General features: G+C 57.4%; 10 protein-coding genes. 3 read left to right on the forward strand and 7 right to left on the reverse strand.

Annotated elements, in window-relative coordinates; all coding sequences use genetic code 11:
• Nucleotides 1-150: 150 nt before the first annotated feature.
• Both Q3970_RS07490 and Q3970_RS07495 read right to left on the reverse strand, forming a co-directional pair.
• A complete protein-coding gene (locus tag Q3970_RS07490; RefSeq protein WP_303099959.1) occupies nt 151-1,410 on the reverse strand; it encodes a GntP family permease in 1,260 nt (419 codons plus the stop codon).
• Nucleotides 1,411-1,478: 68 nt separating this feature from the next.
• Nucleotides 1,479-2,627, reverse strand: a complete 1,149-nt coding sequence (locus Q3970_RS07495) for a glycerate kinase (RefSeq protein WP_303099960.1) — start codon at nt 2,625-2,627, stop codon at nt 1,479-1,481.
• Between the two features lie 227 nt (nt 2,628-2,854).
• Between Q3970_RS07495 and Q3970_RS07500 the strand changes: the two genes are divergently transcribed.
• A complete protein-coding gene (locus Q3970_RS07500) occupies nt 2,855-4,006 on the forward strand; it encodes a sugar diacid recognition domain-containing protein (RefSeq protein WP_303099961.1) in 1,152 nt (383 codons plus the stop codon).
• A 189-nt stretch (nt 4,007-4,195) separates the two neighbouring features.
• Here the strand turns inward: Q3970_RS07500 and Q3970_RS07505 are convergent, their stop codons facing one another.
• The 5 genes from Q3970_RS07505 to parC all read right to left on the reverse strand — a co-directional run bounded on the left by Q3970_RS07505 (nt 4,196) and on the right by parC (nt 14,951).
• Complete coding sequence (locus Q3970_RS07505; protein WP_303099962.1) at nt 4,196-5,572, reverse strand: DEAD/DEAH box helicase; 1,377 nt, start codon at nt 5,570-5,572, stop codon at nt 4,196-4,198.
• 171 nt (nt 5,573-5,743) lie between these two features.
• Complete coding sequence (recC, locus tag Q3970_RS07510) at nt 5,744-8,965, reverse strand: exodeoxyribonuclease V subunit gamma (protein WP_303099963.1); 3,222 nt, start codon at nt 8,963-8,965, stop codon at nt 5,744-5,746.
• 267 nt (nt 8,966-9,232) lie between these two features.
• On the reverse strand, nt 9,233-10,879 hold the full coding sequence (locus tag Q3970_RS07515) for a sigma-54 dependent transcriptional regulator (RefSeq protein WP_303099964.1): 1,647 nt from the start codon (nt 10,877-10,879) through the stop codon (nt 9,233-9,235).
• On the reverse strand, nt 10,866-12,458 hold the full coding sequence (locus Q3970_RS07520; protein ID WP_303099965.1) for a nitrogen regulation protein NR(II): 1,593 nt from the start codon (nt 12,456-12,458) through the stop codon (nt 10,866-10,868). Before Q3970_RS07520 ends, Q3970_RS07515 begins: the two co-directional genes overlap by 14 nt.
• A gap of 180 nt (nt 12,459-12,638) precedes the next feature.
• Nucleotides 12,639-14,951, reverse strand: a complete 2,313-nt coding sequence (gene parC / locus Q3970_RS07525; protein ID WP_303099966.1) for a DNA topoisomerase IV subunit A — start codon at nt 14,949-14,951, stop codon at nt 12,639-12,641.
• A 368-nt stretch (nt 14,952-15,319) separates the two neighbouring features.
• Between parC and Q3970_RS07530 the strand changes: the two genes are divergently transcribed.
• Both Q3970_RS07530 and tldD read left to right on the forward strand, forming a co-directional pair.
• Complete coding sequence (locus Q3970_RS07530) at nt 15,320-16,210, forward strand: NUDIX domain-containing protein (protein WP_303099967.1); 891 nt, start codon at nt 15,320-15,322, stop codon at nt 16,208-16,210.
• A 727-nt stretch (nt 16,211-16,937) separates the two neighbouring features.
• Nucleotides 16,938-18,380, forward strand: coding sequence for a metalloprotease TldD (gene tldD, locus Q3970_RS07535; protein ID WP_303099968.1), 1,443 nt, complete (start codon nt 16,938-16,940; stop codon nt 18,378-18,380).
• Nucleotides 18,381-18,578 lie beyond the last annotated feature (198 nt).

Below are 18,578 nucleotides of genomic sequence, written 5' to 3' on the forward strand. Positions count from 1 at the left end.
GAAAATTTTTCAGACGGCCTCAAGTATGAGTAGGTTGGGTCGAAGACCCAACAAAACTTCAAAAGAATAATCATGTTGGGTTTTCAACCCAACCTACGCTTGCTTTATTAACCAATCGGCAGTCGTTTTTTACGCCGGTATGGGCAGGTTTCAGACAAACCGGCTAAATACACCATAAATCAGGGTGGAAACTGCTGCCATTATCAAGCCGATTGCACTTTCGTATGGAATCAGTTTTAAACGTTCTACGATTTCCATATTTACACTGCCGCCTGTAGCATGGAAAAAGGAACCGTGCGGCATATGATCAGCAACTGTTGCACCTGCATGGATCATGGCTGCGGCTGCCAGTCCGCTTACGCCCAGCTCCAATAATGTGCCGCTGAATACTCCGGATGCCACTGCCGTGCCTGCCGTTGTGGAAGCTGTCGCCGCCGACATCAAGATACCTGAAAGCGGCGCAAGTAAATAAGAGGGCAAACCTGAGGCGGCAAGTGAATCAATCAGCACATCTTTTAACTCGGAATCGGCGATGATTCCCGCCAACGCACCTGTGCCGAGCAGCATAATGGCGACAGGTGCCATTTTATTCAAACCCACTATAGCGTATTGATTGATATGCCTGAACCGGCCCATTGCAACCGCTCCTGCCAGACCGCCCGCAGGCAGGGCAATCAAAGGATCAACGGCAATACCGGCAATGGGACGCAGCGCCAGCAATATAATCGCAATTAAAGGTGCGGTTATGGCTGCGGCAAAAGACGGCAGGGGCTGATTACGATGGGCAATAATTTCCAACTCCTGAACTTTGCTGCCTGATTTCAAACGTTTTGCCAAAAAGTAAGTCAGTGCCAGGCCGAATGCGGCAGGGATAACGCCGGCCGACATCACAGATGTGAGCGGCACATGAAATGCATCGGCAGCTGCAATGGCATTGGGATTGGGCGACATCAGGTTGCCTGCCTTGCCGCCGCCGATCATTGCCAGCAAAACGGCAGGTTTGAACAAATCGGTGCGTTTTGCCAATGCCAGCGCAATCGGCGATACGGTAATTACTGCAACGTCGACAAACACGCCGACAGCCGTTAAAACCATGGTTGCAATCGCCAGTGCCAATAATGCGCGTGCTTCACCCAATTTTTTTACAATAGTTTCTGCGATAGTATTTGCCGCGCCGGATTCGATTAATACACCGGCTAATATGCCGGCTGCCAAAATACGCATAACAGCCGTGGTGATGCCTTGTGCTCCTTTTATCATCAATGAGACGGTTTCCACCAAATCCGCTCCCCCCAGTAATCCGCCGAGCAACGCGCCTGCAATCATGCCGTAAGCAGGCGGTACCTTTTTCAAAATTAAGCCGATTGATACAATCAGGGCAATGATTGCGCCTAACGCCGAAACACTCATTGTTTTACTCCTTGATATTGAAACGCTGCACTTCGTTGCCGAGCCTCAAAATGTAGAATGAATAAATATTATTTCAACTGCCTGTTTATTTTTATTACGCGCGCGATATTTTGTGCGGTTGAAACCAAATTAGCGTATCCGCCCGCCAAGGTTTCGGGCAGCGTGGCAATTTGGCGGATAATCGGAAACACCGCATCGATACCGTGTTCGTACACCACCTCATAATCTTCGCGCAGGCTGCCGACAACTGCAATTACGGGTTTGTGAAACCGCTTGGCGGCACGCGCCACGCCGATCGGTGTTTTGCCGGCGATACTTTGGGCGTCCATACGCCCTTCGCCCGTAATCACCCAGTCGGCATCGCACACCTGTTCGGCCAGTTTTACCGTGTCGATCACAATCTGCACCCCGGCTTTTAACTGCACGTTCGGTAAAGTCAGCAAACCGCCGCCCATGCCGCCGGCCGCGCCCGCCCCTGCCGGAGCGGCGATGTCGATATTCAAATCATGCCGGATAATATCGGCATAATGTTGCAGGTTTTTGTCTAAAGCGGCGATCATTTCAGGCGTTGCGCCTTTTTGCGCCCCAAAAACGGCGGATGCGCCGCGCCCGCCGCATAAAGGGTTGTCTACATCGCACGCCACTTCAAGCGCCACATGATGCAAACGTTTGTCCAGCTGCGAAAAATCCGCCCGTGCAATGTCTGCCAGATCGCCGCCTGCCGCTCCCGCTGCAATCAAACTGCCTGCCCGATCGAAAAAACGTGCCCCCAAGGCCTGCAGCATACCGGTGCCGCCGTCGTTGGTTGCGCTGCCGCCGATGCCTAAAATGATTTTGTCCACTCCGGCATTTAAAGCGGCCCGAATCAATTCGCCCGTGCCGTAAGAAGTTGTGGTTAAGGGATTTCTTTTTTCATGCGCCACCAAGTGCAAACCCGATGCCGCCGCCATTTCGATAATGGCAGTCTGCTCGTCGCCCGATACACCGAAAAATGCCGCCACGCGGTTGCCGAGCGGAGCGGTTACTTCGGTGTGGACAAGCTTGCCCTGCGTTGCATCAATCAGTGATTGGACGGTGCCTTCACCGCCGTCTGCCATCGGGATTTTGACGTATTGCGCGTGCGGGAAAACGGTTTTCAAACCTGCTTCGATGGCGCCCGCCACTTCCATTGCGCTTAAACTCTCTTTAAACGAATCGGGGGCAATCACGATTTTCATGATTTATCCTTCTTTCTGATTTTCGGTTTTCAGGCCGTCTGAAAAGAGACGGCTGCTTTCAGACGGCCTGAAAACCATTTTAAACGGCTTGAATTATCGGTTTTGCAGGCTGTAAAGTCTTTGTGCATATGCCTTAAATTTCATGCAATCTATAACGGATTTTTATAAAATATTCCTAATCCTGCCTTCAGACGGCCTGAAAGCCTTTCAAACAGGAACCCCCCGTTATGTCTTTCTTTGTTTTCAATCACGATTTGGCGCGGCAAATCGTTGAACGCACCATGGCCATTATCGGCTGCAATATCAACATCATGAACGAAAAAGGCGAGATTATTGCCAGCGGCGATCCCGGCCGCATCGGCGAAATCCACGACGGCGCGTTGCTGGCGTTGTCGCAAAACCGCGTAGTGCCGGTTTACGAGCAAAAAGTGCAAAGCATGATGGGGGTGAAGCCGGGCATCAATTTCCCCCTGCGTTTGAACGACAAAATCGTCGGCGTGATCGGCCTAACGGGCGACCCGGCGCAATTGAACGAATTTGGCAAACTGGTGTGCATGACCGCTGAAATGATGCTGGAACAGGCGCAATTGTCCGGCATCATCGCCCAAAACGAGCGGCTGAAAGAAGAATTGATTTTGGATTTAATCCACTCCGATGAGGTTTCGCCCAGCCGGCAAGAATGGGCTTTGCGCTTGGGGGTGGATTTGAACATGCCGCGCGTGGTGTGCATTATCGAAATCGACGAACACAATCTGAGCGTGGAAGAAGTCCGCCAAGAGCTGCAAAACATGCAGATTTTGTTGAAAAAACCCGAACGCGACAATCTGGTGGCGATTTTGTCGCTAACCGAACTGGTGATTTTAAAACCGGCGCTTATCCGCGGGCGCTGGGACGCTGCCGACCATATGGAGCGCATCAAGGCGCTGTTGTCGCGCATGGACGAAGCGTCCAAACTGCATGTGCGCATTGCGCTGGGCAATTATTTCCCCGACAGCAAAAATAATATTTCTTTGTCGTACCACACCGCCAAAACCACGCTTGCTGTCGGCAAAACACGTTTTTCCAAACAGCGCGTATTCAATTATCAGGATTTGATGCTGCCGGTTTTGCTGAACCGACTGAAAGACGGCTGGCAGAAAGAAGAACTGTCGCGCATTTTCCACCGGTTGGAGCGTGCCGACAAAAACGGTTTGTTGCGCAAAACCTTAACCGCATGGTTTGAACACAATATGCAGACCGGCGCCGCCGCGCAGGCATTGCACATCCACCGCAACACCTTGGAATACCGCTTGAACAAAATCGCCGGATTGACCCGTTTGGATTTGATGCGCACCGACGACCGTTTTCTGCTTTATATCGCGATTCATATGACGGCATAGGTTTTCAGACGGCCGGCAAGGGCTTCGGCTTTTTATTGCTTTGAATAAACACTGTTTTTTCAGCCTTGATTTTTGTCGGTCGGCAATGCCAAGCCTTATCGGTGTTCAACCTGGCGGCGGCAATTTGAACGGCAGCAAAACAGCCGGAACCTTGTAAAGGTTCCGGCCGTTTATGCTGGTTTCGTAATTTTACGCGCCGTAGTCGGGTTGCAGCAGGGCGCATTTCTGCCGTTCGCGGCGGCTGCGGCGGGAGCGGCCGGCAATTTTGCTGCAGGCGGCGCCGGGATCGTTGCGGTCGGCCTGGCGTTCGTTGCGGTTTTCGCCGCGGGCGTATTTGCCGTCGCGGTTTTGCGGCTCGCGGGTGTTGCGCCCGCGTTCGCGTGCAGCGTGCGGTGCGGCACCGTTTTGCGGCCACCAGCCCGGTTCGAAGCCTTCGATGCGCTCCACTTCCACTTGGCTGCGGGTCAGCTCTTTGATGGCTTCAAACATTTTCTGTTCGTTTTCATCCATCAATGAAATTGCCACGCCGTCGGCGCCTGCGCGGCCGGTGCGGCCGATGCGGTGCACATAGTCTTCGGGTTGGGTGGGCAGCTCGTAGTTGATCACAAACGGCAGCTCGGCGATGTCGAGGCCGCGGGCGGCTACGTCGGTGGCCACCAGCACGCGCAATGCGCCTTCTTTGAACGCACCTAGGGTTTCGAGGCGGGTTTGCTGCGATTTGTCGCCGTGGATGGCTTGGGCAGAAATTTGGCGGCGCTGCAAATCGCGGGTTACTTGGTCGACACTTTGTTTGGTTTTGCAGAACACGATAACCTGGTTCATGTTCAAATCGACAATCAGGCGCTCGAGCAGGCTGCGTTTGCGGGCGGTGTCGACGGCGATAACGTGCTGTTCGATGTTGGCGCTGGCGGCGTTTTGGGCGGCCACTTCCACTTGCTCGGGGTTGTTCATGAAATCCTGCGCCAGTTTGCGGATGGGCGGGGCGAAGGTGGCGGAGAACAGCAGGGTTTGGCGCTGTTTGGGCAGCATGCGCATGATGCTGCGGATGTCGTCGATAAAGCCCATGTCGAGCATGCGGTCGGCTTCGTCGAGCACCACGATTTCGACTTTGCTGAAATTGATGTTTTTCTGTTTGACATGATCGAGCAGGCGGCCGACGGTGGCGACGACGATTTCGCAGCCTGCGCGCAGGTCGGCGGTTTGCTTGTCCATATTCACGCCGCCGAAGAGCACGGTGTGGCGCAGCGGCAGGTTTTTGATATAGCCCCGCACGTTTTGGTCGATTTGGTCGGCCAGTTCGCGCGTGGGCGTGAGCACCAGCATGCGAACGGGGTGCATGGCGGGCGAGGTGCTGGGGGTGGCGTAGCGTTTCAGGCGCTCGAGGCTGGGCAGCATAAAGGCGGCGGTTTTGCCGGTGCCGGTTTGGGCGGCGGCCAGAAGATCGTGCCCGGCCAATGCTTTGGGAATGGCGGCTGCCTGAATCGGGGTGGGCGTTTCGTAGCCCTGTTCGGTGAGGGCGGCGACGATTTCGCTGCCCAGGCCGAGTGATGAAAAGGTCGGATTCATAATGTTTGCTTTCGTTTCAGACGGCCTGTGCGGGCGGTGAAAATATAGGCCGTCTGAAAAAATATCGGGGAAAAATAAGGCAGGGCTGTGGCCTGCCTGACGGATATACAGCTTCTATTATGCCATAAATCGGGTGTTGGGGCAGGCGGGAGCACGGCTCGTTTGCCGGTGTTATTCCGCACTTTTTTGATCGGAATATTTCAGCAGCGGCGCGAGCAGCTGTTCGGCCATGTTCCAAAACAGCGGGGTTGCTATCGGCGGGGTTTCATCGTTGCCGAACACCAAAGCGACTTCGGTGTAGTCGCACTGCCCTTTGCTGTTTTTATTGCCGTAGTAGGCATTTTGAACGGCTTTGGCGGCATCTTCCCTGCTTTTGTTTTGCGCCAGTTCTTCGGCTGCTTTCAGGGTGGTGCGGGCGAAAAACGGTAGCGGGCGGGTTTGGCCGATATGGTAATAATCCAGCCATTGCCGCAGCAGTCCGATCGCTTCCGGCTGCGGGATTTCCGGCAGGGTTTCGGGGTGGGCGGGCAGCAGCAGGTGGGTTTGGCGGTTTGGGGTTTCAGGCGGCCCCACGGCGCAGAAAATCAGGTGTTCGAGCAGGATGGCGATGCGGTCGGGATTGTTTGGTTCGTCGCCGAGAAAGTGAATCTGCCCGTGTCGGTAGAGGTGGTTGAGGCTGCCCGACAGGGTGGTGCCGTCAAGCTCGAGCGTGTAGGGCAGGGCGGGCAGTTTGGGGCTGGAAACCAAGGTGCCGTCGAGCGATTTGGCGGCCGCCTGAAAACGGTTTTGCCACAATATGCCCAGCTCTCCGGCGGGCAGCAGGCTTTCGGCTTGCAGGCGGGCTTCGGTTTGTTGGAAGTTTTCGTTGCTGCGGCGCGCGGCGGTATATTCGGCGGCGATGGCGGCGGCCTGCTGTGGCTCGAACGGTTCGGCGGCGTCCCAAGCGGTGTCGCGGTAGGGTTCGCGCCAGTTGAGGGTGTGTTGCAGCCAGCTTTTGACGGGGTTTTTCCAGAAGCGGACAAATTCGTGGTGGCTGACGGTTTGGGCGGTGTTTCCGGCCTCGCCGGGCGGTTCGCTGAAAAAGGGTGCGGGGGCTGCGGCGGGGGCGTTCAGGGCGGCGGCATAGTCGCGGCGGGTGCTTTGCAGGCCGTCTGAACGCGGTTGGCCGGTGAAGTAGCTGCGTGAAAACGGTTGCAGGGGGTGGTGTTCTATGTGGTTTTCGTACCGGCTGCGTGTGCTGCGGCCGGTCATGGCGGCAAGGGTGTCGGCCAGCTCGTTCAAAAGGGCGGAGGGCGCCAGTTCCTGATTGTTGCGGATATCGCGCCCCACATACGATAAATACAGGATTTCGCGTGCGCTCATGATGGCTTCGAGAAAGAGGTAGCGGTCGTCGTCGCGGCGGGCGCGGTCGCCTTTTTGGGGGTGGCGGGCGATGAGGTCGAAGGCGGCGGCTTTGGTGTTGCGGGGGAAGTCGCCGTCGTTGAGGCCGAGCAGGCAGATAACTTTGAACGGCAGGCTGCGCATCGGCACCATGCTGCAAAAGGTGATGCCGCCGCGCAGAAAGCCGGCCTCGCTTGCGCTGTCGAGAAAGCGGCCTATGTGGCGGATAACGGTGTGCTGCGGCAGGGGGCTTTCAAAGCCTGCCAGCGCGGCTTCTTCCTGCCAGCGGGCGAGCGACTGGCTCAGTTGCTGCCAGGCGTATTGGCCGCTGCTGCCGGGGGCGGTGAGCGCGGCCAGCAGGTTGCGCACGCGTTCGGCCCATTCGGCCACGGTGGCGGGGCGCTGCCACTCCCGGGCGGCGGCGGAGAGCGTGCGCACGAGGGCGGTGAAGCGGCCGAGTACGGCGGTTTGGCCGGGGTTGCCGTGCCAGGCGCTGATGTTGTGCCACAGCGGGTTGCCGTTTTCGGGCAGCAGCCAGCCGAGCGCCAAACGTTCCAAACCCTGCTGCCAGGTGAACAGGTTGTCGCTGCCGCCGCGCATTCCGTTATCCAGCCCCCAATGCACGTTGAGCGCGGCAATGGTGTCGTGCAGCAGCGGCAGGTCGTCGCGGGTGAGTTCGAAACGTTGCAGCACCAAGTCGTTTTCCAGCAAGGGCAGCAGCAGATCGACTTCAAAACGGCTTTCCAGCAGCGCGAGTGTTTGCGAGAGTGCCTGAAAGAGCGGTTGGCGGCGGCTGATTTTCACGTCCGACACCGAATAGGGCAGCGCCTGCGCGCCGGCTTGTTCCTGCCCGAACACGGCTTCGATAAACGGGCTGTAGGGTTCGATATTCGGGGTGAGCACGGCGATATCGTGCGGCTGCCATTCGGGGTGTTCGGCCAAAACGGCGAGCAGGCGGTTTTTCAGAATCTGCAATTCGCGCAGGGGGCTGTGGGCGGAAACGATCTGTATCGAACGGTCGTTTTCGACGCCATCGGCGGTATAGCAGCTTTCAGACGGCATGGTTAAGGTTTGGATATCGTGTTGCAGGCAGCGCAGCAGGGTGGGCGGGGCCGTCTGAAAAGGTTCGTCGTCGAACACGGGGATTTCGTGTTTGGGCACTTCGGCCAGCGCGTCGAAAAAATCACGCCCCTGCTTGCCAAGCGAGGCAAGAAGCGGGTGGCCTGCCTGGCTCAGATCGATATCGCCTTCCTGTTGCAGCACTTGCGCCGCTTCAATTACGTCGCCCCAATAGGCGCTGCTGGGGTTGAGGGCGAAAATATGCACGTCGCAATGCTCGGCAAGCGCTTGCAGGAGTTGCAGATACATCGGTGCCATGGTGGCGATGCCGAACACACAGTAGCGTTCGGGCAGCTTGCTTTTATCGAGCGCGCCGAGAAGCTGCTGCCATAATGCGACGCGGTGCGGCGTTTGAGCGCTGCCGTCGTCGAGATAGCGCCACAGTGCCGCCTGCCAGTTTTCGCCGCTGCCCAAGCCTAAGGTTTTGCCCTGCTGCCAAGCGTCTATCCATTGCGGGCGGTACACCAGATATTGGTCGAAAATATCCGCCAGCTGCCCCGCCAGCTGGTAGGCGGCCGAACCGCCGCTGCCCAAATAGCTTTGCAGCGCGTCGCGCGCGTTTTGGTATTCGGAGGCCGTCTGAAAAAGCCGGCTTTGAAACAGCCCCAGCAAACGCCAGCGCATCACTTCGGGCGAAAACGGGCTGAGTGCGGGAACGCCCGGTATCAGCCCGCGCATCAGCCGCCAAGCCAGCCCGGCGGGCAGGCTGAAACGCAGGTTGGCCGCCACGCCGGTTTCGCGCGCCAGATAAGCATTGAGATAGCGCCGCATGCCCTGGCTCTGCACCACGATTTCTTCCTCCGCAAGCGGGTCGGCGGGCGGTTGCAGGCGGTGCACCTGATTGAACAGGGCGGCCAGGTCTTCCAAACGGTTGGATTGGTAGAGGTAGAGCATGATGGGTTTTTGATGGGGAGAGGGGGCGGTTATGTTTCAACACACAGGACGACACATAAAGCGCCGCCCTACGTGTTGCCCTGATTGGGAAGGGGTTACACCCCTACCCGATAAACCCAAATTCTACCGCCATAAATGGCGGGGTCTCAACCGAAAAGGAAACTTGATGAAGGTAGGCCGTCTGAAAACGGTTTCAGACGGCCGGAGGTTTTGGTTTGGGAACAGCCGCCCCACCGAAACGGCGGCACAGCCGTTACCGAAGGGGCCTCAGTTGATATTGAGGCGCTCCATGCGGTAGCGCATCGAACGGAAGCTGATGCCCAGCAGCTTGGCGGCCTGCGTGCGGTTGAAGCGGGTTTGCTGCAGAGCTGTTTCTATGATTTCGCGCTCGACTTGGTCGAGATAATCCTGAATCTGCATCTGGCCGGGCACGAAACGGGCAAGTTTGCCGTTATCCGGTGCGGGTGAGCCGGAATCCGGCTCAGGTTCGGCAACCGGCGCATCGGCGGTTTCGGGGAGTGCGGAGAGCGACAAGGTGTGGCCGGTGTTGATTTGCAGATCGTCGAACTGGATTACCTGCCCCACGGTGAGGGCGACGGCGCGCTCGAGTATGTTTTCCAGCTCGCGGAAGTTGCCCGGGTAGCTGTAATGCAGCAGGGCGTCTTGCGCTTTGGGGCTGAGTTTGTAGGTTTCGTTGCCGCTGCGGTGTTTGTGGAGCAGGTGCATAATCAGGCCGCCCAAATCTTCGCGCATCTCGCGCAACGGCGGCATGTTCAGCGACACCACATTGAGGCGGTAGTATAAGTCTTGCCTGAAAGCCCCGCTTTCCACCAGCGCTTCGAGATTTTTGTGGGTGGCGCACACAATCCGCACGTCCACAAAGGTTTCGCGGGGGTCGCCTATGCGGCGCACGGCTTTTTCCTGAATGGCGCGCAGCAGTTTCACCTGCATGGCCAGCGGCAGATCGGCCACTTCGTCGAGAAACAGTGTGCCGCCGTCGGCATGTTGGAAAAAACCCAAACGGTCGGTGTCGGCGCCGGTGAAGCTGCCTTTTTTGTAGCCGAAAAATTCGCTTTCCATCAGGTTTTCGGGAATCGCCCCGCAGTTGACGGCGATAAAGGGCTTGCCGGCACGGTCGGACAGTTCGTGTATGGTGCGTGCGGCCTGTTCCTTGCCCGTACCCGATTCGCCCGATATGTAAACGGGCACGCCGCTTTTGGCAAGGCGGCGGATTAAGTGGCGCACTTCCACCATCTGCGGCGACATGCCCAGCAGGCGCGGCATATCCGATTCGCCGCCCGGTTCGGTTTCGGGCAATACGCGTGCGGTCAGTTCACCGCTGGAAAAGCGCTCTTTCAGCGAACGCAGCCCCTCGGGCACGCCTGCGGGGCGGGTGAGGGCGGAACCGCTTTTGTGCGTAGCTGCAGGCGGGGAGGAAGGAAACGGCGCGCGTGCGGTATGCGGCGCAGAAGGCTGCGGTTTGGCGGGCGGCGGTTCGGCAGGCTGCGGAGCGGCCGGTGCGTATTCGGTCGGCTCGCTGATTTTCACCGCCGACTTCACCAGCGAGCGCAGTTGCGACAGGGTAATCGGTTTTTGCAGATAATCGAATGCGCCCGCACGCAAAGCTTCTACGGCTTGGTCGGCATTTCCGAAAGCGGTAATCACGGCAACGGGGGTGTCGAGCGCCAACTCGTCGATGTATTGCACCACTTCCAGGCCCGAACCGTCGGGCATGCGCATATCGGTCAATACCAGCGAATAGTCGTTGTTGTCGAGCTTGTCTTTGGCGTCTTCCACGCCCACGGCGGTTTGTACCCGCAACCCCATTTTCATCAGGGTCATTTCCATCAGGTCGCGGATATCGGCTTCGTCGTCCACCACCAATACGGGGTCTTGCAGGTTATGGTTGCTCATCGGTTTCCCTCGGTAAAATCAGTTCGAACCCGTTCATTTCGGGATGGTAGTGCAGTTGGCCCAGATTGGCGTGCGCCAGTTCGCGCGCCACATAAAGCCCCAGGCCGGTGCCCTGTTTTTCGGTGGTGAAGAAAGGCTCGAACAAATGGTTGCGCACATCGGGCGGCACGCCGGTGCCGTTGTCGGCCACCACGATAGAGATATGCATGCGGCCGCTGGGCTTGATCAGCACGGTGATGGCGTGCTGGTCCCGGCGGCTGTGCCGCCAGGCGTTGTTGCACAGGTTCCACATAATCTGCTGCAGGTGCATGGAATCAACCAAAACGCTCAAATTGCTGCCGTCCATATTCATGCGCAGGCAGCCGACGGCATCAGGGTTGTTGAGGGTGAATTCCTGTTTGAATTCCAGCCAAAACTTCATCAGGTTGACGGGGGCGCGGCTGACGCTGTCGCGCTTGTTGATGAGCGACACGTCTTCGAGCATTTTGTCGATACGCTGGATATTGGTGTCGATGATGTTGTGCAGCTTGGCCTTGGTGGCATCGGCATCGTCGCCGTCGTGCAGCAGGTCGCTGGCGTGGCGTATGGCCGACATGGGGTTGCGGATTTCATGCGCCAGATTGGCGGTAAGCTGGCCGAGCGAGGCCAGCTTGGTGGCCAGCGCTTCGGCGGCCACTTCGCGCAGCGAGCGCACGAACAGCATCAAGAGTTCGGTTTTTTCCTGAATCAGCGGCACGGCGCGGACGTGCATGGAGTGTTGGAAAATGTGGATGTCGGTTTCAAAGTTTTTATCGGGTTGGTATTGCCAGCGCGACACCAGTTCGGCAAATACGGTTTCCTGTTTGTCGACTTCCAAACCGGGGAAATAGGTTTTGGCCTGGCGGTTGAACAGCCACACGCGCTGCGAAGCGTCGATTACGATAACGGCTTCCTGCACGCGGTTGAGCACCAAACGGTTCAGCCCGCTTACGCGGCGGTAGGCCAGCTGGTGTTTTTCGGCCGATTCCGTGGCCGCCTGCAGATAGGTGGCGGAAAACGCGGTTAAGGCGGCCACCAGATAGCAGGCGCCTGCGAGCAGCGCGGCAGATACGATGGAGCGGCTTTCCCACTCGAACGGATGGAGTTTGATCTGGCCGGCCAGAAACATGCTCAGCAAAATCAGCAGGAAGGCATAGCTGGCATAGAGCATGGGATAGCGGCCGTGGCTGAGCAGGCACGAGGTGGCGATAAAGGGCAGCACAAGGATGCCGAAGCCGGAATCTATACCGCCGGTGATGAAGGTGAGCATCAGCATCATGCTGATGTCGACCACCGCGCTGGCATTGGGCAGGTCGAGCGACTGCAGCTGCCAGTCGGGTTTGAAGATGGTGAGCAGGATTAAAACCGCGTAAACCGCCGCCCAAGTATAAAACTCCAGCGGCGGGAACAGGTTTTTGGTTTCATCGCCCGAATACACGCTTACCAAGTGGAATACCAGCAGCGAGAGCACGATGGCGATACGGGCGATGTTGATCAGGCCGGGAATGCGCTCGTTCAGCGTTTCCCAGTCGTGTTTGAGGAATAATCTGTTTACACTCATGTAATGTAGAATCTGTTGTTTTGGCACGGCTGATGCTGTTTTGTTTATGCCGCCTGCCTGTTTTATTGTTTGATAATGAGCCCGTTGCGGCGGCAGACGCGGCAGGCCGCGCGCCGGCTGCCCGTATCTGCCGCCGTGTTTTATGTTGACTGTTTCGGCCGTGAAACAGTAATCAAGTGATTATACCGAATCCGCGCCGGATAATCCTTTCAGACGGCCTGAAATCTCTAAAATTTTGCCTTTTCGGCCGCGTTTGTTGTTTATATCTTGAATCCGCAGTTTTTCTTTGTGTGCGGCACCGCGCTTTCCGGTGCTTTCAACTACGAATTCCGGCGATGAAGTTACGGCGGTGTGCTCCAGCTTGGCACCGTCCGAAAGGCTTATCAGTTGAAGGCCGCGGCCTTTTGCCATTACTTCCAGTTCGCCGATGGGGAAGGCAAGCAGCCGGTTGTCGCTCGAGGCCAGCAGCACTTTGCAGTCGGGGTTGATAAGCGATACGGCGAACACGGGCACGGGCGGCAGCGTTTGTTCGCCCGCTTTGAGCGTCATCAGCACTTTGCCGGCTTTGACGCGGCCGGTCATGTCGCCGAGTTTGGCGATAAAGCCGTAGCCGCCGCTGTTGCTCAAGAAGTAGTGCCGGTCGGGCAGGCCGGTCATCACGGCGGTGATGCGGGCGCCGCTCTGCAGTTCGATAAGCGAGGCCACCGGCACGCCGTCGCCGCGTCCGCCGGGGATGTCGGCGGCATCAAGCGTGTAGGTGCGTCCGTGCGAATCGAGCACTACCACCGGCCATACGGTGCGGCCTTCCACCACTTGTTTGAGGCCGTCGCCTTCTTTAAAGGAAGTCTGGCTCAAATCGAGGTTGTGGCCGGAACGGCTGCGTATCCAGCCTTTTTCCGACAAAATCAGCGTAATGGGTTCGTCGGCGGTGGTTTGGGTGAGCACGGCGCGGCCTGCTTCTTCCACCAGCGTGCGGCGTTCGTCGCCGTATTGCTTCATATCGGCCTGCATCTCTTTGATAATCAGCTTTTTCTTTTCGTTTTCGTCGCCGAGCAGGGTTTTCAGACGGCCTTCTTCTTCGCGCAGTTCGTTTAGTTCTTTTTCGAGTTTGAAGCCTTCCAGGCGGGCGAGCTGGCGCAGGCGGATTTCGAGGATGTCTTCGGCTTGGATTTCGGTAAGTCCGAAGGCGGCCATCAGGTCGGGTTTTGGGTCGTCGGATTCGCGGATAACCTTAATCACTTCGTCGATGTGCAGAAACGCAATCATGCGGCCGTCGAGGATGTGGATGCGTTTTTCCACTTGGCCCAAGCGGAATTTCAGACGGCGCGTAACGGTTACGGTGCGGAATTCCAGCCATTCGGCCAAAATGGTTTTGAGGTTTTTCTGGGCGGGACGGTTGTCGGTGCCCATCATCACGAGGTTCATCGGCACATTGCCTTCGAGCGAGGTTTGCGCCATCAGCGTGTTGATGAAGTTTTCAGGCTCGATGCGGCTGGATTTCGGCTCGAATACCAGCCGCACAGGCGATTCGCCGTCGCTTTCGTCGCGCACGCGGTCTAAAAGCGAGAGCATCAGCGCTTTGGTGTTTTGCTGCTCCTGCGTGAGGTTTTTCTTGCCCGACTTGGGTTTGGGGTTGGTTTGCTCTTCGATTTCGGCCAGTATTTTCTGCGCGCCGGTATTGGGCGGCAGTTCGGTTACGATGATGCGCCATTGGCCGCGCGCCAGTTTTTCCACTTCGTAACGCGCCCGCACGCGCACGCTGCCTTTGCCGGTTTCGTAAATCTGCTGCAAATCGGCGGCGGGGGTGATGATTTGGCCGCCGCCGGCAAAATCGGGCGCGGGAATATACTGCATCAGTTCGGCGGTGGTGAGTGAGGGCTTTTTCAAAAGCGCAATCGCGGCCTGCGTTACTTCGGTGAGGTTGTGCGGCGGGATTTCGGTGGCCAGCCCCACGGCGATGCCCGATGCGCCGTTGAGCAGCACCATCGGCAGCCGCGCGGGCAGGTGCAGGGGTTCTTCAAATGCGCCGTCGTAGTTGGGCACGAAATCCACCGTGCCTTGGTTTATTTCACTCAACAGCAGTTCGGCAATCGGCGTGAGGCGTGCTTCGGTGTAGCGCATGGCCGCCGCGCCGTCGCCGTCGCGCGAGCCGAAGTTGCCGATGCCGTCGATTAACGGATAGCGCAGGGTGAAATCCTGCGCCATGCGCACCATTGCGTCATATGCCGAAGCGTCGCCGTGCGGGTGGTATTTGCCGAGAATCTCGCCCACCACGCGCGCCGATTTCACCGGTTTGGCACCGTGGGTAAGGCCCATGTCGCGCATGGCATACAGAATGCGGCGCTGCACGGGCTTCTGGCCGTCTGAAACTTCGGGCAGGGCGCGGCCTTTCACCACGCTCATGGCGTATTCGAGATAGGCACGCTCGGCATATTGGCCGAGCAGCAGGTAATCGCTGCCCACGGGGGCGGCGGAAGTGCGTTCTTCAATCATTGCGGCAGAAATTCCGGTGCAGGTAAAAGGGCGTATTGTAAAACAAATCAGGCGGCTGCGCTTTTATGCGGGCGGCCGGTTTTTCAGACGGCCTTTCCTAGGGGCTGTCGACATTTAACCGACGAAGCGGTTTTTTGAGGCAAAAACCGCGTATGCAAGACAAAAAGCGCAGCAAGGTTGAACACCTTGCGAGCATTTTTAACGATGCAGACGGGGTATTTTGGCCAAAAATACCGCCGTTGCGTTGAATGTCGACAGACCCTAGTTGCGCCGCCTGCGGCGGCCTGATAAAAAAATCTAACCCGAACCGTCAGAAAAACAGGCGCCCTTGCTATAATTCCGACAGCTTATTTTCCGGAAGCCGCACCATGATTCCCCAGCCCCGCTTTAACTGCCGTTTGGGCGAAACCGAACAAAACCGCCTGCTGGCGCGTTTGGAAAACCATTTCGACTGGCGCGCCGACGCTTGGCGTTATTTGTGGCTGAACGGCGTGCGTTTGGGCCGTCTGAACGAAAAATGGCTGGAGCGGGTGGAGCAGGACTGGCCGGGGCGGTTGGAAGAAAAGCCCGACGGTGTTTATCTTTTTACCGACAACTGGCTCTCGATGGGCGACAGCCTGCAACACATGGCGCAGGGTTGGCACCGGCTCGGCTATCTGGGCGGCTGGCGCAACGAAAAGTTTGATGCCGCCGATGATGCAGGCAATGTGTTGTTCGCACTCGAGCGCGCCGCTTTCCGCCCGCTGGGGTTGCGCAGCCAGGCCGTGCACATCAACGGTTTGACCGAACACAACGGCGAATGGGTGTTCTGGATAGGCCGCCGCAGCCCTTTCAAAGCGGTTGATCCCAACAAGCTTGATAACTTGGTCGGCGGCGGCGTAGCCAGCGGCGAGGGCATATGGGAAGCCATGCTGCGTGAGGGCGGCGAGGAGGCCGGGCTTGCCCCCGGACTGCTGCAAAATCTGAAACGGCAAAGCCTGAGGTTGAGCGTGCGCCCCGTATCGCGCGGGCTGCACAACGAGCTGCTGCATATTTTCGATGTGGTACTGCCGCCCGGCGTGATTCCCGAAAACCAAGACGGCGAAGTGGCAGAGTTCAAACGCATGGGCGCAGCCGAACTTGCCGCCGCCATGTGCGACGGCCTGCTGATGAACGACGCCATGATCGCCACGCTCGACGCTTTTGCCCGCTACGGCCTGCTCGACGAAACGCACGGTTTGGCGAAATGGCTGGCGGCCACGCAGAAGGTGCGGCCTTAACGGTTTTCAGACGGCCTGCCACGTTTAAAAGCTGTAGGGGCTGTCGACATTTAACCGACGAAGCGGTTTTTTGAGGCAAAAACCGCGTATGCCAGGCAAAAAGCGCAGCAAGGTTGGACACCTTGCGAGCATTTTTAACGCCGCAGACGGGGGATTTTGGCCAAAAATACCGCCGTTGCGTTGAATGTCGACAGACCCTAGAGGCCGTCTGAAATATTTATTCTCCAGCCTAGGCGGATTTTGCAAAGATTCCTATATGCCGAAAAACACCGAACCGCCGTATTAACGGCGGTTCGGTGTTTCGGTTTTGAGTATTTGATGTAAAGGGAACGGAATCTTTCGTATACGCACTCTCCGGTATCGTTGAATGATTTAAGGGAATTCAGCTGTTTGGTGTTTAACGGCCCGGCATTGGGATGACTACCGAGTGTCTTTATCTTAATTCAAATAAAAACTATTATCAATAGCAAAATTAAAATATAGAGCGAATTATTTTTAATTTATTGATTATAAATAAAATAAAATATGTTCTGCCGGTGATGGGAAAGGAAGGTTGAGGCGCATCCTTCCCATTTCACCCAAAGGCTCTCGCCCGTAAATTCCGCCCATAGCCAAAATCAAACCACATATCAACGGCAGGGCAAATCCCGTATAATTCCGATTCCCAACATTTTTTCATATCAGGCCGTCTGAAAACGTTTCAGACGGCCTCAACAAGCCGAATACCATGCCGCAAACCTATCAAACCGTACAACGCGACTTACTCGAAGCCAACGGCCTCTCGCCCGGGCAGCTTGCCCGCAGCCTGAGCCTGATTGGCAGCCGCCATGTGGATTATGCCGATATTTATTGCCAGCGCACCGCTTTTGAAAGCTGGCATCTCGAGGAGGGGATGGTTAAATCGGGCAGCTTCCAAATCGATCAAGGCGTGGGCGTGCGCGCTGTTTCGGGCGAAAAAACCGCCTTCGCCCATGCCGACAGCCTTAGTGAAGAATCGATTAACCGTTCGGCGCAGGCCGTGCGGGTAATCGGTGCGGCAGGCGCGGCCGGCAGCGTGAAAGCCGCTGTGCCGGCCCGCAGCCTGCAAGTGCACACCACGCAAAACCCGATAGCCGGTTTGGATTCGGCCGCCAAAGTCGCCCTGCTCAATAAAGTTGAGGCGCTGGCCAAGGCCGCCGACCCGCGCATCGTGCAGGTGATGGCGGGGCTGACCTGCGAATACGATTTGGTTTACATCGCCCGTTTGGACGGCCGCCACGCCGCCGACATCCGCCCGATGGTGCGCCTGAACGTTACCGTTATCGCCAAACAGGGCGATCGGCGCGAGCAGGGCAGCGCGGGCGGCGGCGGGCGTTACGGCTTGGATTATTTCGACGAAAGCCGTGTGGCGCAATATGTGAACGCTGCCGTAAAACAGGCGCTGACCAACCTCGAATCCCGCCCCGCGCCCGCAGGCGCGATGACCGTGGTGCTCGGCAGCGGCTGGCCGGGCGTGCTGCTGCACGAAGCGGTGGGGCACGGCCTGGAAGGCGATTTCAACCGCAAGCAAACCAGCGCGTTTTCCGGACGCATCGGTGAGCGGGTGGCCGCCAAAGGCGTTACCGTGGTCGATCGGGGTGATATAGCCGACCGCCGCGGCTCGCTCAATATCGACGACGAAGGCAACGAAACCCGCCGCACCGTTTTAATCGAAGACGGCATCCTCACCGCTTATATGCAAGACGAAACCAACGCCCGCCTCATGGGCATGCCCGTAACCGGCAACGGCCGCCGCGAAAGCTATTCTGCCACCCCACTGCCGCGCATGACCAACACCTTTATGGAAAACGGCAGCCGCTACCCCGACGAAATCATTGCCTCGGTCGATAAAGGCATTTACGCCGTCAACTTCGGCGGCGGCCAGGTCGACATTACCAGCGGCAAATTCGTTTTCAGCGCATCCGAAGCGTGGTGGGTAGAAAACGGCAAACTGCAATACCCCGTTAAAGGCGCCACCATTATCGGCAACGGCCCCGAAGTGCTCAAACACGTTTCGATGATCGGCAACGATACCGCACTCGACAGCGGCATCGGCGTGTGCGGCAAAGAAGGGCAGAGCGTGCCGGTGGGCGTGGGGCAGCCTACCCTGCGCATCGATGAAGGGCTGGTTGTGGGCGGCAGCGAGGTATAGCCGGAACCCGGCGGGATAGCGTAACCGGCAAGCCTTTTTCTTTGCAAAAAATATTTCAGGCCGTCTGAAACAATGTGTTTCAGACGGCCTTTCATTTGAGCCCGTCCGGCGCCGTTTTTATGATATTTAAAATTATCCCTTTCAAATAAAGCATTTAACAATCTTGACGGAGCGTTTCCTTTACGGTAAAAAAATTAA

This window comes from Neisseria sp., assembly GCF_030530745.1.
In the GTDB taxonomy this organism is placed as follows: Bacteria; Pseudomonadota; Gammaproteobacteria; order Burkholderiales; family Neisseriaceae; genus Neisseria.